Origin of the sequence: Hydrogenoanaerobacterium saccharovorans (assembly GCF_016901815.1) — a bacterium.
Classification (GTDB): Bacteria; Bacillota; Clostridia; order Oscillospirales; family Ruminococcaceae; genus Avimicrobium; species Avimicrobium caecorum.
The window spans coordinates 57,303-78,285 of sequence record NZ_JACSNR010000004.1; the positions used below are offsets into that span (position 1 = coordinate 57,303).

General features: G+C 58.9%; 18 protein-coding genes. 2 read left to right on the plus strand and 16 right to left on the minus strand.

Annotation, left to right across the window (positions count from 1 at the left end):
• Positions 1-12: 12 nt before the first annotated feature.
• The 11 genes from mutS to hprK all read right to left on the minus strand — a co-directional run bounded on the left by mutS (position 13) and on the right by hprK (position 14,916).
• Entirely contained in the window at positions 13-2,622 is a 2,610-nt protein-coding gene (gene mutS, locus H9X81_RS04930; protein ID WP_177502412.1) for a DNA mismatch repair protein MutS, read from the minus strand.
• A 134-nt stretch (positions 2,623-2,756) separates the two neighbouring features.
• Entirely contained in the window at positions 2,757-3,269 is a 513-nt protein-coding gene (locus H9X81_RS04935; protein ID WP_345941525.1) for a YlbF family regulator, read from the minus strand.
• Between the two features lie 114 nt (positions 3,270-3,383).
• Positions 3,384-3,530 (minus strand): hypothetical protein, encoded by a 147-nt coding sequence (locus H9X81_RS04940; RefSeq protein WP_177502411.1) that lies wholly within the window; start codon positions 3,528-3,530, stop codon positions 3,384-3,386.
• Between the two features lie 12 nt (positions 3,531-3,542).
• Positions 3,543-4,373 carry a P-loop NTPase gene (locus H9X81_RS04945; RefSeq protein ID WP_204720465.1) on the minus strand — a complete coding sequence of 277 codons (831 nt, stop codon included), beginning with the start codon at positions 4,371-4,373 and terminating at the stop codon, positions 3,543-3,545.
• A gap of 184 nt (positions 4,374-4,557) precedes the next feature.
• Entirely contained in the window at positions 4,558-4,947 is a 390-nt protein-coding gene (locus H9X81_RS04950) for a thioesterase family protein (RefSeq protein WP_204720296.1), read from the minus strand.
• Between the two features lie 120 nt (positions 4,948-5,067).
• Positions 5,068-7,500 carry an ATP-dependent Clp protease ATP-binding subunit gene (locus H9X81_RS04955; RefSeq protein WP_204720298.1) on the minus strand — a complete coding sequence of 811 codons (2,433 nt, stop codon included), beginning with the start codon at positions 7,498-7,500 and terminating at the stop codon, positions 5,068-5,070.
• A 173-nt stretch (positions 7,501-7,673) separates the two neighbouring features.
• Positions 7,674-11,114, minus strand: coding sequence for a DNA polymerase III subunit alpha (locus H9X81_RS04960; protein ID WP_204720300.1), 3,441 nt, complete (start codon positions 11,112-11,114; stop codon positions 7,674-7,676).
• A gap of 23 nt (positions 11,115-11,137) precedes the next feature.
• Positions 11,138-12,055 carry a DNA-binding protein WhiA gene (gene whiA / locus H9X81_RS04965; RefSeq protein WP_204720303.1) on the minus strand — a complete coding sequence of 306 codons (918 nt, stop codon included), beginning with the start codon at positions 12,053-12,055 and terminating at the stop codon, positions 11,138-11,140.
• 16 nt (positions 12,056-12,071) lie between these two features.
• Positions 12,072-12,929: an RNase adapter RapZ gene (gene rapZ / locus H9X81_RS04970; RefSeq protein ID WP_191392007.1), complete on the minus strand. Its 858-nt coding sequence runs from the start codon at positions 12,927-12,929 to the stop codon at positions 12,072-12,074.
• Between the two features lie 7 nt (positions 12,930-12,936).
• Positions 12,937-13,878, minus strand: coding sequence for a UDP-N-acetylmuramate dehydrogenase (gene murB, locus H9X81_RS04975; RefSeq protein WP_204720305.1), 942 nt, complete (start codon positions 13,876-13,878; stop codon positions 12,937-12,939).
• A gap of 90 nt (positions 13,879-13,968) precedes the next feature.
• Positions 13,969-14,916, minus strand: a complete 948-nt coding sequence (gene hprK / locus H9X81_RS04980; protein WP_177503251.1) for an HPr(Ser) kinase/phosphatase — start codon at positions 14,914-14,916, stop codon at positions 13,969-13,971.
• Positions 14,917-15,154: 238 nt separating this feature from the next.
• Here hprK and H9X81_RS04985 point away from each other — a divergent pair, with 238 nt between their 5' ends.
• Complete coding sequence (locus H9X81_RS04985; RefSeq protein ID WP_204720307.1) at positions 15,155-16,384, plus strand: glycosyltransferase; 1,230 nt, start codon at positions 15,155-15,157, stop codon at positions 16,382-16,384.
• An 18-nt stretch (positions 16,385-16,402) separates the two neighbouring features.
• Positions 16,403-17,788: an NAD(P)/FAD-dependent oxidoreductase gene (locus H9X81_RS04990; RefSeq protein WP_204720309.1), complete on the plus strand. Its 1,386-nt coding sequence runs from the start codon at positions 16,403-16,405 to the stop codon at positions 17,786-17,788.
• A gap of 69 nt (positions 17,789-17,857) precedes the next feature.
• Here the strand turns inward: H9X81_RS04990 and H9X81_RS04995 are convergent, their stop codons facing one another.
• From H9X81_RS04995 to rimM, 5 genes are all read right to left on the minus strand, one after another.
• A complete protein-coding gene (locus H9X81_RS04995) occupies positions 17,858-18,370 on the minus strand; it encodes a nitroreductase family protein (RefSeq protein ID WP_177503245.1) in 513 nt (170 codons plus the stop codon).
• Between the two features lie 155 nt (positions 18,371-18,525).
• Positions 18,526-18,789, minus strand: a complete 264-nt coding sequence (locus H9X81_RS05000) for an HPr family phosphocarrier protein (protein ID WP_177455194.1) — start codon at positions 18,787-18,789, stop codon at positions 18,526-18,528.
• Positions 18,790-18,990: 201 nt separating this feature from the next.
• A complete protein-coding gene (locus H9X81_RS05005) occupies positions 18,991-19,710 on the minus strand; it encodes a DUF554 domain-containing protein (protein ID WP_204720311.1) in 720 nt (239 codons plus the stop codon).
• On the minus strand, positions 19,707-20,468 hold the full coding sequence (gene trmD, locus H9X81_RS05010) for a tRNA (guanosine(37)-N1)-methyltransferase TrmD (protein ID WP_177503241.1): 762 nt from the start codon (positions 20,466-20,468) through the stop codon (positions 19,707-19,709). Before trmD ends, H9X81_RS05005 begins: the two co-directional genes overlap by 4 nt.
• Positions 20,458-20,976: a ribosome maturation factor RimM gene (rimM, locus tag H9X81_RS05015; protein ID WP_177503239.1), complete on the minus strand. Its 519-nt coding sequence runs from the start codon at positions 20,974-20,976 to the stop codon at positions 20,458-20,460. Before rimM ends, trmD begins: the two co-directional genes overlap by 11 nt.
• Between the last annotated feature and the right edge of the window lie 7 nt (positions 20,977-20,983).

Genomic DNA, 20,983 nt, shown 5'->3' on the forward strand with positions numbered 1-20,983 from the left:
CCTTAACACGCGTTACTTGCGCAGAAATGCCTTGAGTTCATACAGACGGGTCAGCGCCTCCCGGGGCGACAGGCTGTCCACGTCGATCTTTTCCAGCTCCCGTTCCACCGGGCTCTTTTCATAGGCTGCCAGGGTGAGCTGGTCCTCCGCTGCCGGCTTCCGGGGCTGACGGCTCCGGCGCTCGTTCACCGGATTGCCCGACTCCAGCGCCCCGAGGATCTCAAACGCCCGGCGGATGATCTCATCCGGAATTCCCGCCAGCTTGGATACCTCGATGCCGTAGCTCTCGTCCGCGCCGCCGGGAACGATCTTGCGCAGGAAGATGATCTCCTCTCCCCGCTTCCGGCAGGCGATATTGAAGTTGCGGATGCCCACGATGCTGTCCTCCAGCACGGTGAGCTCATGGTAATGGGTGGCAAACAGCGTCTTGGCGCCGAGCTTCTTCTTATCGGCGATATACTCGATCACGGCCCGGGCAATGCTCATGCCGTCATAGGTGGAAGTGCCCCGCCCGATCTCATCGAGAATCAGCAGGCTGTCCCGGGTGGCATTCTTGAGAATGTCCGCCACCTCGTTCATCTCCACCATGAAGGTGGACTGACCGGTTGCCAGGTCGTCCGAGGCGCCCACCCGGGTATAGATGCCGTCCACAATGCCGATGGACGCGCTTCTTGCCGGCACAAAACAGCCGATCTGCGCCATCAGCACAATAAGGGCACACTGGCGCATATAGGTGGACTTACCCGCCATATTCGGGCCGGTGATAATGGCGACGGTGTTCTCTCCCCGGTCAAGGTAGAGGGAATTCGCCACAAACTGACCGCCGTCCAGCAGCTGTTCCACCACCGGATGCCGTCCGTCTTCGATGCGGATCACGCCGGAGAGGTCCACCATGGGACGGACATAGCCGTTCTGCATGGCAGACTCCGCAAAGGACGCAAACACATCCAGCCGGGCCACAGCACCTGCGGTGCGCTGGATACGGAACAGGTGCCCGGAGATGAACTCCCGCAGCTCCCGGAACAGCTCGCTTTCCATGGTGAGCATCTTCTCACTGGCAGTGAGAATCCGCCCCTCCAGATCTTTGAGCTCCTCGGTGATATACCGTTCGCCGGTGGAGAGGGTCTGCTTGCGGATATAGTCCGCCGGAACCAGTTCCAGATTGGATTTGGTCACCTCTATGTAATAGCCAAAGACTTTGTTATAGCCGATGCGCAGGTTCTTGATGCCGGTGCGTTCCCGCTCCCGGCTCTCGATGCCCGCCAGGTACTCCCGGGAACCGGTCACCAGGCTGCGGACCTCGTCCAGCTCGGCACTGTACCCATCCCGGATCACAAAACCGTCCTTCAGGGTGATGGGCGGATCATCCACAATGGCCCGTCCGATGCGGTCGGCTATGTCGGTGAGCTCATCCATCTCCTGATAGATCTCCCGGAGGAAGCGGCTCTTTGTCCCCTCCAGGCAGGAGCGCAGCGCCGGAAGGGCAGCGATTGCCGCTCCGAAAGTGCGCACATCCCGGGGAGTACAGTTGCCGAACACGATCTTGGTCATCAGGCGTTCCATATCATAGATGCCGCCCAGCCGCTCCCGGACTGTATCCCGGAGCATGGTATCCTGATAGAGCTCGTCCACAGCATCCAGACGCCGTCCGATCACTGCCGGGCTGAGCAGCGGCTGCTCCACATACTGGCGGATCAGGCGCTTGCCCATGGCAGTGCGGGTACGGTCCAGCACCCACAGAAGGGTGCCCTTCTTTTCGCCGGTGCGCATGGTCTCGGTGAGCTCCAGATTGCGCCGGGCAGTGAGATCCAGCGCCATGAACTGGCTTTCGCTGTACAGATCCAGCGACACCAGACGATCCACACCGTTCATCTGGGTTTCGGTGAGGTAGTCCAGCAGGCCGCCGATGGCCTGTACTGCCAGCGGGCGCTGATCCAGCGAAAGCTCCGAAAGGTCGCTCTTGCCGAACTGTTCCAGCACCCGGCGCTGGGCTTCGGAGAAGTCATACTGCTCCTCCCGCAGGCATTCAGCGCAGCAGGAGAGGCGGTTGCGGATAAACTCTGCCATCTCCTTCTTATCCAGGAAGGCCGGATGGAATACGATCTCATTGGGGGCAAACCGGGACAGTTCATTCTTGAGGGTGCTGTCATCGGGGTCAGTGAACTGGGCGGCATGGATCTCACCAGTGGAAATATCCGCCACTGCCAGGCCATACTGCTCCCCCTCCGGACAGATGGAGGCGATGAAGTTATTCTGTCCCTCATCGAGCATACTGGTCTCCACCAGGGTACCCGGGGTGACAACCCGGATCACCTCCCGCTTGACCACGCCCTTGGCAAGCCGGGGGTCCTCCATCTGCTCACAGATGGCAACTTTGTATCCTTTTTTGATCAGCCGGGCGATATATCCTTCACAGCTGTGATAGGGTACGCCGCACATGGGCGCACGCTCCTCCTGACCGCAGTCCCGTCCGGTGAGGGTCAGTTCCAGTTCCTTGGACGCCAGAATGGCATCGTCATAGAACATCTCATAGAAGTCGCCCAGACGGTAAAAGAGGATATGATCCTTATGCTGTTCCTTGATGCGGAAATACTGCTCCATCATCGGGGATAATTTGGCCATGGTCTGCCTCCTGAAATCGATAATAAAAAGCGGCTGGAACCGGAATGCGCAGGGCCGCTGTGGTCCCTGTCATTCTGTGGTCCCAAGCCGCCACATAACGGTAAAACCGTCAGACTCTATTGCTTGACGCCGGATCAGTTGCCGCAGCCAGAGCAGGACGAGCAGCTGCCGGTGCAGCCAGTGGACTGCTGAATGTTATCGGGGTCCTGACCGTTGGCGCTGCCTACGATGATCTGGTTGATAAACTGTACCAGACCGTCCAGGTCGCTCTTGGCAGCATTGTATTCCATCATGCCGGGACGCTCCATGATCAGACGATAGGTGGTCTTGAACTCGGAGTCCAGACGGGCGATCTTCTCCTGATCCTTCTCAGACTTGGAGATCTCACGGTTGATGTCCACCCGCAGGGTGTTGAACTTGCCGATCAGATCCTGCAGCACCTGGTCCTTGTCATTTTCCAGAGTGGCATTCACATAGCGCTGGTACTTCTCATCTGCCTGCAGCGCACGGCCCAGGTCACGGGCCATCTCAATAATATCCATGCTCATTTCCATATCCATTACAGTTTCCTCCTGATAGTCGATGCCGGTCCCGTCCGAAGCGGGACAGCCTGTTTTCCGGCGGCAGACACCACCGGGAAAATCCACTTGTTTAGTATAGCACATTTATTCTGATTCTGCAAAGGGTATTTATGCGCAAAAACGCGCGCCAACCAGCGGATGGCACGCGTCAGTTTGCAGAAAGCCGGCCGCTCTCCCCAATCAGAAGTGACAGGGGTGCGGACAGTTGGCACAATCCAGCTTGCAGTAGGGTTCTGCAGCGGGCTCACGCCAGTGATCCGGGTCCTTTTCCGGAGCCTTGACAGCCTCCTCGGCCTGGATCTTCTTCTCCTCCATCTCAGCGGACATACAGGTTCCTCCTTACAGGGTCTCCAGACGGTCCATAGCACCGTCCATCCAGTCGCCCTCAAACAGCTCTACGGCACCAGCATCCACTGCCTTTGCCAGAGCCGGGTCAACCGGAATCTTTGCCAGTACCGGTACGCCGTACTTCTCAGCGATCTCATCGATATGGCTCTCGCCGAACAGCTTGATCTGCTTGCCGCAGTCCGGACAGGTCAGGTAGCTCATGTTCTCCACCAGACCCAGGATCGGGATATTCATCATCTTTGCCATGTTAACAGCCTTCTCCACGATTACCGATACCAGCTCCTGGGGAGAAGCCACAATGATGATGCCATCCAGCGGAATGGACTGGAATACAGTCAGCGGTACATCACCGGTTCCTGGAGGCATATCCACGAACATGAAGTCCACATCGCTCCAGATTACAGTGGTCCAGAACTGCTTGACCACATCGGCAATGATCGGACCGCGCCAGATCACGGGGTCGGTCTCATTTTCCAGCAGCATATTCACAGACATCACTTCAATGCCCATCTTGGAACGAGCCGGGAACATACCCCACTCGCCGCCAGTGGCTCTCTCATGAATGCCGAATGCCTTGGGAATGGACGGACCGGTTACATCAGCGTCCAGTACAGCGCTGTTGTAGCCGCGGCGGTTTGCCAGAACAGCCAGCATGGAAGTCACCATCGACTTGCCTACGCCGCCCTTGCCGCTGACAACACCGATTACCTTCCGGATGCTGCTCATCTCATGGGGCTTTTCAATAAAGCTGGTCGGAGCTCCTCCATTGCGGGAGGGGCAGTTTTCACCGCAGGAACTGCAGTCATGGGTGCAGTTTTCAATCTCGCTCAACTTGATCTCTCCTTTTGACGATTACCCTTTTGCTGAATTTTTCACAGACAGCCTTATTATATTCCTCTAACCGGAATCCGTCAAGAGGCGGCGCCAACCCTCCTGTACACAGACAAAAAAGCGTCCTCTGTCCCGTCTGTGGGCACAGAGAGCGCTTTTGCAGCAAAAACGCCTGTTACTTCTGGAGCTTGTCAGCAGCACCCTGGAGGAAACGGTCCCGGGTGACGATGATGCGCAGGTGATCGCCCTTGCCGATGAGACCGGCTTCATCGTATGCCTCGATGGCAAACTTGACCTTCTTGCCGTCCACTTCTGTGATGGTGGCAATCGCACGCACTTCCATGCCCACCGGAGTAGCCGATACATGGGAGCTGGAAATATTGCCGCCTACCGAGGTCTTGCCCTCTTCCAGGAACTGGGCCAGACACTGGGCTGCCGCTCCCTCCATCAGAGCCATCATCATGGGGGTGGCAAATACCGGCACATCGCCGCTGCCCACAGCCAGAGCGGTATTCTGCTCGGTTACCTTGGTCTTGAGTTCGAAACTTGCACCTACCTGAATCATCGTTATGATCTTCCTTTCACTTCCGGGAGAGTTCCCGGTCTGATTTGAAAGACGGATCTTCCATCCGCCGCGGGAACACATTTCCCATAGTCCCTATTATTGCAGAACCGAAAGGAAAAATCAACCGATTTTCTCAAAGACGGTGCGGTCATTTTCCCGGCGGCAGAGCACCTCACCTTCCGGTAGTGTTCCGGCAAGGCTGGCATCTGCCAGAGGGTCCTCCACCTTCTCCCGGATGGCTTTGAGTACCGGACGGGCTCCATAGGACCGGCAGGCCTTTTCGTCAATGAGCGAATCCACCAGCGACGGGTCAAATTCCAAATGACAGCCCAGCGGCAGCACCCGCCGTGCCAGATCCTGGAGCTGATGCCCGGCGATCTGCCGGAGCTCCTCCCGCCCCAGGGCATCAAACACCACGATCTGATCCAGCCGCCCGAGAAATTCCGGACGGAGCTGGCGGCGTACCTCTGCCATGGCGGCCCGGCGGATCTCGGCCCGGCGCTGCTCCGCTCCCGGCTCCCCGGAGGCAAAGCCCAGAGGGGTGCTGTCACTGATCTCCCTCGCCCCCAGATTGGAGGTGAGGATCACAATGGTGTTGCGGAAGTTCACCTTCCGTCCGGAGGAGTCGGTGAGGAAGCCATCTCCCAGCACCTGGAGCAGCAGATCGTAGACATCGGGGTGGGCCTTCTCCATCTCATCAAAGAGCAGCACGCACCAGGGACGGCGGCGCACCCGCTCGGTGAGCTGTCCGCCCTCCTCATACCCCACATAGCCAGGCGGCGACCCCACCAGCCGGGAGACGGTGTGCTTTTCCATATACTCGGACATATCCAGCCGGATCAGGGCCTTTTCGGTGCCGAACAGCTCCCGTGCCAAAGCCCGGCAGAGCTCGGTCTTGCCCACGCCGGTGGGCCCCAGGAACAGGAAGGAGCCCATGGGGCGGCCCGGGTCGGCGATCCCTACCCGACCCCGGCGCACTGCGGCAGCCACCAGGCGCACCGCCTCCTCCTGTCCGATGACGCTCTGATGAAGCGCTTCCTCCAGATGCGCCAGCCGCTGGCTCTCCTCGGCGTCCAGCTTCTTGACATCGATCCCCGATGCCGAGGAAACGATCTCCGCCACATCATCCGGGGTCACCTTGGGACGGGGATCGGTCTCAGGGCTTTCCAGTTCCATCTCCGCCCGCAGCCGTGCCTCCTCGTCCCGGAGCACCGCCGCCGTCTCATAGTCCTGCCGGGTCACAGCGGAGTTTTTCTCCTCCAGCAGCCGCTTGAGCTGGTCCTCCATCGACTCCTGCTGTTCCGGCGCCTCAAAGGCTGCCAGGCTCACCTTGCTGGCGGCTTCATCCAGCAGATCCAGCGCCTTGTCCGGCAGCAGACGGTCGCCGATATACCGGGCAGACAGCCGCACCGCCGTCTGGATGGACTCATCTGGGATGCGCACCTTGTGATGGGCTTCATAGCGCTCCCGCAGTCCGGCGAGGATGCGCACGGCATATTCCTCGTCCGGCTCCTCCACCAACACCGTCTGGAACCGGCGCTCCAGGGCGCTGTCGGTTTCAATATGGCGGTGGTACTCGTCCAGGGTGGTGGCGCCGATCACCTGCAGTTCTCCCCGGGACAGCGGCGGCTTGAGGATATTGGCGGCGTCGATGGCTCCCTCGGCCGCGCCCACGCCTACAATATTGTGGATCTCATCGATAAAGAGCAGCACATTCCCGGCAGCGGTCACCTCCGCCAGCACATTCTTCACCCGGTCCTCAAAATCTCCCCGGTATTTGGTGCCTGCCACCATCGAAGTGAGATCCAGCGATACCAGCCGCTTGCCCCGCAGCCCGTCCGGAACCTCCCCGGCGGCGATCTTCCGGGCAAGGGCTTCCACAATGGCGGTCTTGCCCACACCCGCCTCACCGATCAGGCAGGGATTGTTCTTGGTGCGGCGGCAGAGAATGCGCATCACCCGCTCCAGTTCCGCCTCCCTCCCGATCACGGGATCAATCTTCCCGGCAGCTGCCAGCTCAGTGAGGTCCCGGGAATACTTATCCAGAATGGGCGTCCGGGCTGACCGGGCAGATCCACGCTGGGTGCGGTATTCCGATGTTTGCTGCATGGCGTCCCCCTCCAGCGTATCGGTGACAGTGCGCAGCAGCTCCCGCTCATTGACCCCGATCTCCTCCAGAAAACGCACCGCAAAGCTCTCCCGCTCCGCCAGGATGGAAGCCAGGATATGCTCGGTGCCAGCCAGCGCGCAGCCGTTCTTCCGGGCCTGCTGCGCTGCCCGTTCCAGGATGCGCCGGCTCCTGGGGGTGAGGTCATCCGGGGTGAGGCTTACCGGGCTCCCGCGTCCGATAGTGCGCACCAGCAGTTCACTGAGCTGCCCCGCGGACACATGCCGGGCCTGCAGGGCGCAGTAGGCAACGCCGCTGCCCTCGCCGCAAAGCCCCCAGAGCAGATGTTCGCTTCCCACATAGGTATGCCCCAGTTCCCCGGAGATTTTGATCGCCAGATTGATGGCTGTATTGGCTCTTGATGTAAAATCGCCGAAACGATACATAATTCACACACTCTCCCTGCCCAAATTCCAAAAAAGCAGCCTGTCAGCTACCCCTATAATATGGACCGCTCCGGTCTGCTTATGCCGCAGACCTGCCGGAGAATGAAAAAACGGCAGCGTCCCGGATTCAGCCGGAACACCGCCGTTTCTGTGATTTGCAGATATAGAGCCCGCTATGGGCGGTAGACCACGCAGTCCTCTCCCAGGACAGTACGCAGCCGGCGCAGCACCGGCTCGGAGATGTCGGTCCAGAGATTTTTGGGGGCAAGCAGCAGTTTGCCGCTGTCCCGGAACCGGAAGTAAACCGGCGTTTTACCCGGAAATGCTGCCAACAGCTCCCGTACCTCCGCCGTCCTGGGGTCCTCCATCGCCGGGCAGAGCAGGAACAGCCCGGTGCGTTTGCCCGCAGCCGAGCGTCCGGCGGCCTCCTCCGGAGTGAAGAGCTCCTCCGGGTGGGCCACCTTCTCACAGATGAGCTTGGGTTCCTCGTCCTCCCGGGTGCTCAGCCGCCCGGTGACTGCCACAGCCTCGCCCTCCCGCAGCAGGGCGGAATAGAGCGCCAGCACCTTGGGAAAAACCAGCATCTCCATCGAGCCGGTCATATCCTCCAGAGTGATAAAGGCCATGGTATCGTTCTGCTTGGTGATCTTGAGCTTTTTGACTGCCACCAGCGCCACCAGTGTAACGGTACGGTTATCCAGCCGGTGGCCCTCTTCATCGCTGAAGGAGGAGATCTCCGGCAGACGGCGGCGCTCGATGACCTTGCGGTACTTGGAGAGCGGATGCCCGGTGAGATAGACACCGGTGGACTCCTTTTCCAGCTGCAGGAGCTGGAAAAGATCGAACTCCTCCACCTCGGGCAGGATCTTCCCCACCGACACCGGCTCGTCCGACAGGTCAAAGAGGTTGATCTGTCCGGACAGGTTCTGGCGGTTCTCCTTGTCGATGCTCTCCAGGAGAGCTTCATAGCCCAGCAGGAGCTGCCGGCGCCGGAACCCGAAGCCGTCCAGGGCGCCGCTCTTGATGAGCCCTTCCATCACCCGCTTATTGAGGTCGCCCTGGCGCATCCGGGTGCAGAAGTCCATGAGATCCGAGAAAGGACGGCGTTCCCGTTCCTCCACCAGGTACCGGATCACTGCGTCACCGATATTCTTGATGGCGGCAAGGCCGAACCGGATCTTGTCCCCGCTTACCGAGAAGCCCGCCTGGCTCTCAAACACCGACGGCGGCAGTACTTCGATACCCAGCCGCCGGCACTCGCCGATGTACTCAGTGAGCTTGGAGGTATTGTCCAGCACACTGGTGAGCAGCGCCGCCATATACTCCCGGGGATAGTGGCATTTGAGATAAGCTGTCCGGTAGGCCAGCACCGCATAGGCTGCCGCATGGGATTTATTGAAGGCATAGGACGCAAAGGAGCTCATCTCGTCAAAGATCTCATTGGCGATCTTCCGGTCGATGCCGTTCTGTTCCGCGCCGTCCAGGAAGCTCTCCCGCTCCTTTTCCATGACATCATGCTTTTTCTTTGCCATGGCCCGGCGCACCAAGTCCGCCCGTCCATAGGAATAGCCCGCCAGCTGCCGGCAGATCTGCATGACCTGCTCCTGGTACACAATACAGCCATAGGTCACATCCAGAATTGGGCGCAGCTCCGGGGTCTTGTAGGTTACCAGCTGGGGATTGTGCCGGTTTCGAATATACCGGGGAATCGACTCCATCGGGCCGGGCCGGTAGAGCGAGATCACGGCAATAAGGTCCTCAATGGACTCCGGGCCCAGCTGGGTGATGACATTGCGCATGCCCGCCGATTCAAACTGGAATACGCCGAATGCGTGTCCCTCGCCGAGCATTTTGAAGGTGGCAGCATCGTCCATGGGAACTGCTTCCATATCAAAATCCGGCACGGTCTGGCGGATCATCTCCTCGGCATCATGGATCACCGTCAGATTGCGCAGGCCCAGGAAGTCCATCTTGAGCAGACCCAGCTCCTCCAGTGTGGTCATGGGATACTGGGTCACAATGGCCTCATCGTTCTTCTGGAGAGGTACATAGGTATCCGCCGGCTCCCGGGTGATCACCACGCCTGCCGCATGGGTGGAGGCATGCCGTGGCATCCCCTCCAGCGCCCGGGACACATCGATGAGCCTTCTGACATTCTCATCGCTCTCATAGCTCTTCTTGAGCTCCGGCACCGCGGAAAGCGCCTTGTCGATGGTCATGCCCAGTTCATTGGGGATCAGCTTTGCCACAGTGTCAACATTCTGATACCCGAGCGCCAGAGCCCGTCCCACGTCCCGCACTGCCGCACGGGCCGCCATGGTACCAAAGGTGATGATCTGCGCCACATGGTCGGAGCCGTACTTCTGCACCACATAGTCGATGACCTCCTGCCGGCGCACATAGCAGAAGTCAATATCAAAGTCGGGCATGCTCACCCGCTCGGGGTTGAGGAACCGCTCAAACAGCAGATTATAGCGCAGCGGGTCGATGCCAGTGATGCCGATGCAGTAGGCCACCAGACTGCCCGCACCGCTGCCCCGCCCGGGTCCCACCGGGATTCCCTTGCTCTTGGCGTAGGCGATGAAGTCATGGACAATGAGATAGTAGTCCACATAGCCCATCTGGGTGATGACCCCCAGCTCATATTCCAGCCGCTCGGTCACCGAAGGATCGGGGTTTTCCCCGTACAGCCGATGCATGCCCTCATAGCTCATACGCCGGAAGTAGGAAAGGTTATCCTCGCCGTCCGGCGCCGCGAAGTAGGGCAGCTTGGTCTTGCCGAACTCAAATTCCACATTGCACCGCTCGGCAATGCGCACGGTATTTTCAAAGGCCTCGTCCACATCGGGAATGGCTTGGCGCATCTCCTCCAGGCTCTTGATATAGAACTGGTCGGTCTGGAATTCCAGATCGCTGGGATCATTCACCGTCCGGCCGGTCTGGATGCAGACCAGAATGCTCTGGGTGGCGCTGTCCTCCCGGTTGATGTAGTGGGCGTCGTTGGTGGCGACCAATCCCACCTCATTCTCCCGGGCCAGCTTGATGAGCTGGGGCAGGATGCGCTTCTGTTCCTCGATGCCGTGGTTCTGCAGCTCAATGAAGAAGTTCTCCCTGCCGAAGATGTCCACATACTCCTTGACCGCCTGATCCGCTGCGGCATAGTCGCCGGCGGAGAGCATCCGGGGAATCCGTCCCGCCAGACAGGCTGACAGGCAGATCAGTCCCTTGTGGTGCTGCCGGAGCAGGTCATTGTCCACCCGGGGCTTGTTGTAGAAGCCCTCGATATAGGCTGCCGACACCAGTTTGATGAGGTTCTGATAGCCCTCCTCATTCTCGCAGAGCAGCACCATGTGGTAAGGCGAGGAATCCACCCGGTGCTGTTTATCAAACCGGGTCCGGGGCGCCACATACACCTCACAGCCGATGATCGGCTTGATTCCCGCCTTCTTGGCAGCGTGATAAAATTCAATGGCGCCGTACATGACACCATGGTCGGTGACAGCCACTGCCGGCTGCCCCAGCGCCTTGACCTTTTCCACCAGCCGGTCGATCCGGCAGGCGCCGTCCAGCAGGCTGTATTCACTGTGGACATGCAGATGCACAAATCGTTCCATACGGCACCTTCCTTTCTGTAGAATCAGTCTGCGTTCCGGGTGCGCAGTTCCTCCGCCATGCGGCTCAGACGGCTCAGGCGGTGGTTGAGCCCCGACCGGGACAGCGGTTCGCTGAGTGTCCCCAGCAATTCCCGCAGCGAAAGCTCCGGATTCTCCATCCGCTTCACTGCCACTTCCCGCAGCTCTTCCGGCAGGCCCTCCAGCCCCAGCGACAGGATCAGATATTCAATATCCGCAATCTGCCGGGCCGAAGCAGTCACCGTCTTGTCGATATTCGCCGTTTCGCAGTTGGTCACCCGGTTGACCTTGTTGCGCATATCCCGCACGATCTTCACCTCCATCAGCTCCATGGCTGACTTGGGTGCGCCCGCGGCGGTGAGGGCGTCTTCAATGTTCTCACTTTCCCGGTAGTACAGTACCGCCTGGTCCCGGCGAAGCTGGAACTTGGGCATTCCCACCACCTGTTCCAGCAGTGCCGCCAGCGGCTCCACCAATCCCGCCCGGTAGACGGTAAATTCCAGCAGGTAGTTCTTCTCCGGGTCGGTCACCGATCCGCAGGCCAGGTAGGCACCGCTGAGAAAGGCCGCTGCCTCCCCTTCCCGGGCGATCATCTCCGCGTTGATCTGATCCCCCTGCTGTCCGAAATACTCCAACACCTTCTGGCGGGAAGCCGGATGGGACAGCGCCACCGCATAGTGCCGGGTGGCATTTCCCATGCCGGTGCGGGTGATGGGGATCTCCTCACAGCCCTTGCCGAGAATATCCCGGAGGGTAGCCCGGTAGAGCTGGGCGATCTCCTGCCGCTCGGTGGTCATCGAGATCTCCCCGGCGTCAAAATGCTTGGAACAGAGCAGCAGGCCATATCCCTGCGCCCTTCTGAATTTCTTGCGGAGGGTGAGATTTTCCAGGATCTCGGTCCGCACTTCACTGGCAAACGCCATGGCAGTTCTCCTCCTTTCAGCGGCTGCGGTTCACGTCCCGGTGGCTCACCGAGACCCGGTATCCCTTCCGGGCCAGACGCTCCCGGAACAGCTCGGCAAAGGTCACCGACCGGTGCCGGCCACCGGTACAGCCGAACCCGATCACCAGGCTGCACTTGCCCTCTGCCAGATAGAGCGGCAGCAGATAGTCCAGCAGACTGTCCAGACGCTGTACCAGTCCCTGGGAGGTCTCCCCAGCCAGCACATACTCCTGGACTGCCTGTTCCAGGCCGGTATGCTCCCGGAGTTCCGGGACATAGAACGGATTGGGCAGGCAGCGCACATCAAAGAGCAGGTCGGTTTCAGCCGGAATGCCGTACTTATATCCAAAGGACATGCAGGTGACGATCATCTTGCCGCTGTCGTCCCCGAAGAGCTGTTCCACCCGCTCCCGGAGCTGTGCTATGGTGATAAAGCTCGTATCAATGCGGTAATCCGCCCGCAGACGGAGCGGCTCCAGGAGCTTCCGCTCGGTGCGGATGGCCGCTTCCAGACCGGCGCTTCCCTCCTCCAGCAGCGGATGCCGCCGGCGGTTCTCCTTGTACCGGCGCAGGATCACGCTGTCCTCCGCCTCCAGCATCAGGATACGGTAGGTATGTCCCTCGGCGGTGAGCTGATCCAGCGCCTCCGGGAACCGGGCAAACTGTTCTCCGCTGCGGAAGTCGGTCACCAGGGCAATGCGTCCGCCCACCGGCGACTGCTCGCACAGGCGTGCAAAAGCGCCGATCAGGCCGGATGGGATATTGTCCACGCAGAAGTAGCCCATATCCTCCAGCTCATTCACCGCCACCGTCTTGCCTGCCCCGGACATACCGGTCACAAAGAGAAAATCCATTGTAGGTTCACATTCCTTCCTCAAAGCTGCCCAGCAGCCGGATCTCCGGCTCGAGCAGCACGCCTTCCCGTTCCTGTACTGTCTTTTGCACCTGACGCATCAGCTCCGCCACATCCGAAGCGGTTGCCCCGCCCCGGTTGATGATGAAACCGGCATGTTTTTCACTCACCTGGGCGCCGCCCACCTGCAGACCCTTGAGCCCGCAGCGGTCAATGAGCGCCGCAGCCGGCGGAGTTCCCTCGGGCGGACGCTTGAACGCGCTTCCTGCCGACGGGTATTCCAGCGGCTGCTTCTCCCGGCGGGCGGTCCCAAGCCGGTCCATGACCGCATAGATCTCCCGGCTGCAGCCCGGTGTGAGCTGCACCTCTGCCGAGAGAACCCACTCCCCGCTATGGGAGAACCGGCTGTGCCGGTAGCTGAACCCGCATTCGTCCGCTGGGAGCCAGCGCACTGTCCCATCAGAATCCAGCACCTCCACCCGGGTGATGATGTCCTTCATCTCGCCGCCGTAGGCGCCGGCATTCATATAGACTGCCCCGCCCACTGTGCCGGGAATGCCATGGGCAAATTCCAGCCCTGCATAGCCCCGCTCCGCGGCAAAATTCGCCGCCCGTGCCAGGGTAAGTCCCGCCGGGAGCCGGAAGCGTCCCTCGCCGGTGCAGGTGATCTCTCCGGTCTCTGCCCGGGGACAGAGCACCACGCCCCGCAGTCCCTGATCCGAAACCAGCAGGTTCGAGCCCCGCCCGATGAGCAGCACCGGCAGCTCCAGTTCCCGGCAGAGCTTTGCCGCCGTCAGGAGCTGGCGTTCGCTGTCCGGGCAGACCAGCCGTTCTGCCGGTCCCCCGATGCGCAGAGTGGTATGACGGCTCATGGGCTCCTCCCGGTAGAAGGTGATCCCGGCAGCAGTCAGCCGGCTGTCCAGCTGTGTGAGTTTCTCAGTATACTCCATATTTCCCCCAATGCCGCCTGCCGACAGAGAAACTGCCGGTAGATCTTCCAGTGCGGACAGATACCGGCAGGCGGTCGTTCCCTATTGTAATCAGAAGGTATCCCAGTTGGTATCGATATCCATCATACCCAGCCGCTGCAGCAGTTCGTAGGCCGCGTTGTAGCCCAGTTTCTTTTCACGGTAGTTCATAGCCGCTACTTCCAGGATGACGGCGATATTCCGTCCGGGCTTCACCGGAATGGTGATGGACGGCACCTGGACACCGAGAATATCGGTGTAGTGATCCTCCATGCCCATGCGGTCATAGACCTTGTTGTCGTCCCAGAGCTCCAGGTTGACGATGAGATCCACATCCACGCTGGACTTGATGGCGCCCATACCGAAAATACGCCGGGCATTGATGATGCCGATGCCCCGCAGCTCCAGGAAGTGCCGGATATTGTCCGGCGAGGTGCCGGAAATGCGCTGGGCTGTGATCTTGCGCAATTCCACGGCGTCATCCGCCACCAGGCGGTGTCCGCGCTTGATGAGCTCCACGGCGGTTTCACTCTTACCGACGCCGCTGTCGCCCATGATGAGCATGCCTTCGCCGTACACCTCCATCAGCACGCCGTGACGGGTGAGCCGGGGTGCCAGTTCTGTATTCAGGAAGAGGATCAGCGACGAGATAAAGGTGGAGGTATTCTCTGTGGTGGTCAGCAGCGGAATACCGGTCTGCTTTGCCGCATCCACCATGCTCTGGGGTGCTTCCAGCCCCTTTGCCAGGATTACAGCCGGAGGATTGGCCTTGAAGAATTCCAGGTACCGGATCTTGGCCTCCTCCTCGGTATAGCGGTTCATAAAGACGATCTCGCTCTCGCCCAGAACCTGGGTACGGCGCTCGTCAAATACTTCAAAAAAGCCAGCCAGCTGCAGACCCGGACGGTTTACATCCGAACTGCGGATAAAAATTTCATCCGGAGGCTTGGGCAAGGCCAGCACCTTCAGATCAAAGGCCTGGATGATCTTTTCCAGTGTGACTTCATAAGCAGTAGCCATAACGGTTCTCCTCTCCGGCAAACATGCCCGAACATGATGTTACCTATATTATATATTACACCGGGCCCTTATTCAAATAGTATTTGAACTTTCCATCCGCCCATCCGGGAGATTTCTGTGGGGTATTTCTTGTGCAAAACACCCTTTTGTGTTATACTGATTGCGCAGAATGACCCCAAAATCCATGGGATTTTTTATATCAACCATGATCTGTTTGTTTTTACAAAGGAGAGGAACTATGCGTATTGCACTGTTTACCGAAACCTATCTGCCATATATCAATGGCGTGGTAACCCACGTCAAGCTTCTGCGGGAGGGTCTGGAAAAGCTGGGACACACCGTTCTGGTAGTCACTTCCGACCCCAATACCCATCATCACTACATCGAGGACGGCGTGCTGCACTGTCCCGCTGTCAAACTCAAGAAAATCTATGGCTACGGCCTGGCTTCCCCTTACAGCCACACCCGTACCAAGCTGCTGGAGGAGTTCCATCCGGACATCATCCACATCCATACAGAATTCTCCATGGGTATTTCCGGCATCCATATCGCCCACAAGCTCAAGGTGCCGCTGGTATATACCCTTCACACCATGTATGACGACTATGTCTACTATGTGGCGCCCAAGCACCTTTCCAAGCTGGCCCGGGAGGTGTCCCGCAAGTATGCCCGGCATCTGGCCCACCGTGCCCAGGCCCTCACCAGCCCGTCGGAAAAGGGCAGCATCTACTTCCGGGAAGCCGGCATCACCAAACCGGTGAATGTAATCCCCAACGCCGTGGAACTGGATCGCTTCATGGTGAAGAACATCGACCCCGTTGCCATCAAGGCGGTGCGGGAGAAGTACCAGCTGCCGGAGGACAAGATGCTCGCCTGCTTTGTGGGACGGCTCGGCAAGGAAAAGAGCGTGGATGTGCTGCTGGACTACTGGGCCAGGGAGATCCGCCCGGAGGATGGCATCCACCTCATGGTGATCGGCGATGGCCCGGTCCGGGAGGAACTGGAACAGCAGGCCCGGGATCTGGGCATCACCGATATGGTGCTGTTCACCGGCGCCATTCCCCATGCGGAGCTGCCGCCCTATCTGGCGGTGTGCGATGTCTATGTCACCGCCTCCCTCTCGGATACCAACTCCATCTCGATGCTGGAGGGAGAAGCCGCTGGCCTGCCGGTGCTGCAGCGCCTGGACCCGATCAATGCCAACCAGGTCATCGAAGGAGACAACGGCTATCTGTTCAACTCGGCTGAGGAACTGGGGCTCAAGCTGCGCAAGATCAAGAACATGAGCCGGGAGGATCTGCTGGCGCTCAAGGACCGCACCACCCGCTTTGTGAAAAACAGCGGCGCGGAAAACCTGGCCAACTACACCCTTTCGGTTTACCACGCTGTCTACAAGGACCGGCTGAAGCAGATGGCTTCCCGTCCGGAACTGCTCCAGCTCTTCCCCTTCCCCGGAAACCGGAAATAAACTAAGGAGGACTTCGTCATGAGTTTTCGTTCCAAGTATGATGTTGCCATCATCGGCGGCGGCATCGGCGGCCTGATGACTGCTTACCGCCTGGCAGAAAAAGCTCCGGAGCTGTCCATCTGCCTGCTGGAGCGGGGCCGGGATATCCGGGACCGCATCTGTCCCATTGTAGCCGGTAAGGTCAAGAAGTGCATCAAGTGCGATCCCTGCGCCATTATGGAAGGCCTGGCTGGTGCCGGCGCCTTTTCGGACGGCAAGTATGTCATCTCCACCGAATACGGCGGCTGGCTCACCGACTTTCTCCCGCCTGAAACGGTAATCCGCTACATTGAGGAAGCGGACAGCATCATGGTACAGCACGGAGCCACCACCGAGCGGTTCCAGCCCAATGACGAACTCAAGCGGCTCTGTCTGGAGTATGACCTGCACATGCAGCAGGCTCAGGTCAAGCATCTCGGCACCGACTCCAACTTTGAGACCATGGGGCACCTCATCGACTCGCTCCGGGACAAGGTGGACATCCACTCCCGCACCACCGTCACCGATGTGGACCGGGAAACCCATCAGATCACAGCCTGTGATGCCGAAGGGGAGCACCAGTTCACAGCGGACCGCATCATCTTTGCGGTGGGACGGGCCGGCTCCAACTTCTTCTCGGGCTGGTGCCAGAAAAACGGCATTCCCCTGCGCAACAACCAGGTGGACATCGGTGTGCGGGTAGAGCTGCCCTCGATGATCTGGGAGCACTTCTCCAAGAAGATCTACGAGCCCAAGATCCTCTACCGCTCCAAACAGTATGGCGATACCACCCGGATGTTCTGCTTCAATGAGCGGGGCCAGGTGGTCACCGAGAATACCGACGGCATTCTCACCGTCAATGGTCACGCCTTCCGCAGCGAGGAGAAAAAGTCCAAGAACTCCAACTTCGCGCTGCTCTCCACCATCCGCTTTACCCAGCCCTTCAACTCCCCCATCGAATATGCCCGCCATGTGGCAAGCCTTGCCAACCTCATCAGCGGCGGCAGCGTGCTGGTACAGCGCCTGGGCGACCTGATGGCAGGACGGCGCACCGATGAAAAGCGTCTGGCCCAGTCCTATACCCGTCCTACCCTGGATGCGGTTCCCGGCGATCTGAGCCTGTGTATGCCCAAGCGCCAGCTGGACAACATCGTGGAGACCCTCTATGCCCTGGACAAGATCGCACCCGGCACTGCCAACTACGATACCCTGCTCTACGGCATCGAGTGCAAGTACTACTCCGCCCGTCCGGAGTGCGAAAACTTTGTGCTGCACGGCACCAGAGAGATCTATGCCATCGGCGACGGCGCCGGTATCACCCGCTCTCTTTCCCAGGCTGCTGCCAACGGCCTGTATGTAGCGGATCAGATCCTTGCCGCCCGCTGACTTTCCCCGAAATACAGCAAAATGCCCGGGTCACGGTGACCCGGGCATTTTTTGTTCCGAATTCTGTCGTTACCGCTTCCAGCCGTTCTTGTATACCAGCTCTTCCAGCGGCTTGCGGTCCCGCGGACGGCCCTCTTCTGCCGGATAGCCCAGAGGAGTCAGTGCGACCACATCATACTCTGCGGGAATGCCCAGTGCCTCCTTGAGAGGTTCCTGGGTAAATCCGCCGATCCAGCAGGTGCCAAGGCCTTCGGCAGTGGCAGCCAGCATCATAAAGCTCATGGCAATGGAGCAGTCCACTGTGGAGGCACGCTGGTCACAGCCCATAACCCGGGTGCTGTCCGAGCAGACGATCACAGCCATGGGAGCCTTGCCCATCAGAGCCTGACCCATGCAGGCCTCCTGGACCTTCTTCATCAGGTCGGGATCGTCCACCACAATGAAACGGGTGGCATTGGAGCAGCGGGCAGTGGGTGCCAGACGGCCAGCTTCCAGAATGCGCTGGAGCTTTTCCGGCTCAACCGGACGCTTCTCAAAATCACGGATGCTCTTTCTGGTTTCAATGGATTCATATACAGTCATGGTTTACAGACCTCCTGTCCGGAAAAATGGATATTCCTGTACTTAAAATTATATCGCAGACCGGAGTATCTGTAAAGAGCGGCCCTATAATGAAAAAAGACCGGGAAAACCGGTCTTTGGATAATCGAGCGATTGATTTGTGCGCAGGAGAGTGATTACTCAGCGAAGCCGGACTCTACCAGCTTGACCAGACCGTCCACAGCCTGCTCCTCATCGGAACCATCTGCCATGATGCGGATTGTAGTACCGCCTACGATACCCAGGGACAGTACGCCCAGAAGGCTCTTGGCATTTACTCTTCTCTCATCCTTCTCAACCCATACAGAAGACTTGAACTCATTTGCCTTCTGGATAAAGAATGTAGCCGGACGAGCGTGCAGACCAACCTGATTCTTAACAGAAACTTCCTTTACGAACATAGCAATAACTCTCCTATTTCATTGATTTAACTTGACCATATCGTGTGGCATACTTCAAACTGTACATACCATCTGATAATATTATAGCATAACTCGAATTTCCGTCAATTCAAAAATCGCAATTCAAAAGTCAAAACCCGGTTTTTTCTGCTTGTTTTCTAAGCATTTCCTGCTTCCAGGGGCTGTATTTGTGCAGATAAACTATAAAATTTTCAACATGTTCAGCAGATTGTTCAGCACTGGAACAATCATTGCCGGGAGAAGGTTGGCTGTTTTGATTTTAGCGTTCATCAGGAGGTTGAGTCCGATGCAGATCACAATGGCATATCCCACCATACAGATCATATTCAGCAGATCATCGGATATATAAGGCGCCAGGAATCCGGCACAGAGTGTGATGGCTCCCTGATAGATCAGGGTCGGCACAGCGGCAAAGGCCACGCCGATTCCCAGGCTCGAAGCCAGCACCAGACAGGTGACAAAATCCAGGGTGCTCTTGACCAGCAGCACTTCGTTATTGCCGGTAAGGCCCTCATTGAGCGCTCCCACAATGGACATGGCTCCCACACAGGTGATGATGGACGCGGTGATGAATCCCTGGGAAAAGTCCTCGATATGTACCCGCTTTTCCACAGCGTCCCCCAGGCCGCTGAGCCGGTCATCGATCCGCAGCAGCTCGCCTGCCAGACACCCCAGCACCAGGCTCACCAGCAGCAGCAGACCGCCGCTGTCGCTGATGCCGCCGTCGGCATCCACTGTAAACATCGAGGCGATCACACCGTTGAGGCCGATCAGTCCCACTGCCAGCCCCTGAATCCGGGTCAGGCTTTCCTCCACCCGATGCGGAATTCCCTTCTTTGCCAGCATTCCCAATACTGCACCGGCTACAATCGCAGCCATATTGATCCATGTTCCTGTCATTCTTCTGTATCATCTCCTGTTTGTGACTGCTCTTCCCGCAGTCTGCGCAGCACCTGCTTATCCTCATCGGTCAGCGGCGCTGTCCGGAGCAGATCCGGACGCTTGCGCAAGGTGTTTTCCAGTGACTTTTCCCGGCGCCACTGGTCGATCTTGGCATGGTTGCCATTCTGGAGCACCTCCGGCACCTCCCGTCCATGCCATACCGGCGGACGGGTGTAATGGGGATACTCCAGCAGGCCGTTGTAGTGGCTCTCGTCCATGTAGCAGCTCTCGTCTGCCAGGACGCCCTCGCACAGACGCCCGACTGCATCCACCACCACCAGCGCCCCCAGCTCGCCGCCGGTGAGCACATAGTCGCCAATGCTGATCTCCTCATCGACGATCTCATCAATGACCCGCTGGTCCACACCCTCATAGTGACCGCAGAGGATCAGGATGTGCTCCATCCGGGAGAGCTCAATGGCACGCTTTTCGGTGAACGGCTTGCCCTGAGGGCTCATGAAAATCACATGGGGACGGGCGCCGAAGTCCTCACACACCGCCTCATAACAGCGATAGATGGGCTCTGCCTGCATGAGCATTCCCTTGCCGCCGCCATAGGGAGTGTCGTCCACCCGGCGGTGCTTGTCCAGGGTGTAATCCCGGATGTTGCGGCAGTGGATGTCCAGCTTGCCGGCCCGCCGGGCCCGTCCGATAATGCTCTCACTGAGCACCGTTTCGCACATATCCGGGAACAGGGTCGCAATCTCAATCCTCATCAAACAGGCCCTCCAGCGGTGTGATATGCATCACGCCTTCTTCCAGATCCACACCGGCAATCACCTGCTTGATGGCAGGGATCAGCACAGTGGAACGGCCTTCCCGGGCAATGTGGTACACATCATTTGCTCCGGTAGAGGATACATCTTCCACCACACCGTATTCCACCGACGGATCAGCGGCATCAATGACCCGCAGGCCGATGAGATCCTGGATAAAGTAATCCCCAGGAGCCAGCTTGACATCGGCACGCCGCAGATACAGCACCCGACCCCGCCAGTTGCGTGCCTCTTCGGGGGTATCCAGTCCTTCCAGCTTGAGGACGCTCATATTCCCGGCTACCTTGGCGGACAGCACCTTTACCGGACGGGTGCCGGCAGCGTCCAGATACAAGGTGCCGAACTGCCCCAGAAATTCCGGGCCGTCACACCAGGGCTGTACCTTGACTTCTCCACGGACTCCATGTGTTGTGACGATCTTCCCGCATTCCAAATATTCCTTCGGCATAAGGCCC

Excerpts from the sequence above, each read along its gene's own strand:
- H9X81_RS04985 (WP_204720307.1), top strand. The coding sequence starts at position 15,155 with ATGCGTATTGCACTGTTTACCGAAACCTATCTGCCATATATCAATGGC.
- mutS (WP_177502412.1), bottom strand. The coding sequence starts at position 2,622 with ATGGCCAAATTATCCCCGATGATGGAGCAGTATTTCCGCATCAAGGAA.
- H9X81_RS05000 (WP_177455194.1), bottom strand. The coding sequence starts at position 18,789 with ATGTTCGTAAAGGAAGTTTCTGTTAAGAATCAGGTTGGTCTGCACGCT.
- H9X81_RS04960 (WP_204720300.1), bottom strand. The coding sequence starts at position 11,114 with ATGGAACGATTTGTGCATCTGCATGTCCACAGTGAATACAGCCTGCTG.
- rapZ (WP_191392007.1), bottom strand. The coding sequence starts at position 12,929 with ATGGATTTTCTCTTTGTGACCGGTATGTCCGGGGCAGGCAAGACGGTG.
- hprK (WP_177503251.1), bottom strand. The coding sequence starts at position 14,916 with ATGGCTACTGCTTATGAAGTCACACTGGAAAAGATCATCCAGGCCTTT.
- trmD (WP_177503241.1), bottom strand. The coding sequence starts at position 20,468 with ATGAGGATTGAGATTGCGACCCTGTTCCCGGATATGTGCGAAACGGTG.
- H9X81_RS04950 (WP_204720296.1), bottom strand. The coding sequence starts at position 4,947 with ATGATTCAGGTAGGTGCAAGTTTCGAACTCAAGACCAAGGTAACCGAG.
- rimM (WP_177503239.1), bottom strand. The coding sequence starts at position 20,976 with ATGCCGAAGGAATATTTGGAATGCGGGAAGATCGTCACAACACATGGA.
- H9X81_RS04995 (WP_177503245.1), bottom strand. The coding sequence starts at position 18,370 with ATGACTGTATATGAATCCATTGAAACCAGAAAGAGCATCCGTGATTTT.
- whiA (WP_204720303.1), bottom strand. The coding sequence starts at position 12,055 with ATGGCGTTTGCCAGTGAAGTGCGGACCGAGATCCTGGAAAATCTCACC.
- murB (WP_204720305.1), bottom strand. The coding sequence starts at position 13,878 with ATGGAGTATACTGAGAAACTCACACAGCTGGACAGCCGGCTGACTGCT.
- H9X81_RS05005 (WP_204720311.1), bottom strand. The coding sequence starts at position 19,710 with ATGACAGGAACATGGATCAATATGGCTGCGATTGTAGCCGGTGCAGTA.
- H9X81_RS04955 (WP_204720298.1), bottom strand. The coding sequence starts at position 7,500 with ATGTATCGTTTCGGCGATTTTACATCAAGAGCCAATACAGCCATCAAT.
- H9X81_RS04940 (WP_177502411.1), bottom strand. The coding sequence starts at position 3,530 with ATGTCCGCTGAGATGGAGGAGAAGAAGATCCAGGCCGAGGAGGCTGTC.
- H9X81_RS04990 (WP_204720309.1), top strand. The coding sequence starts at position 16,403 with ATGAGTTTTCGTTCCAAGTATGATGTTGCCATCATCGGCGGCGGCATC.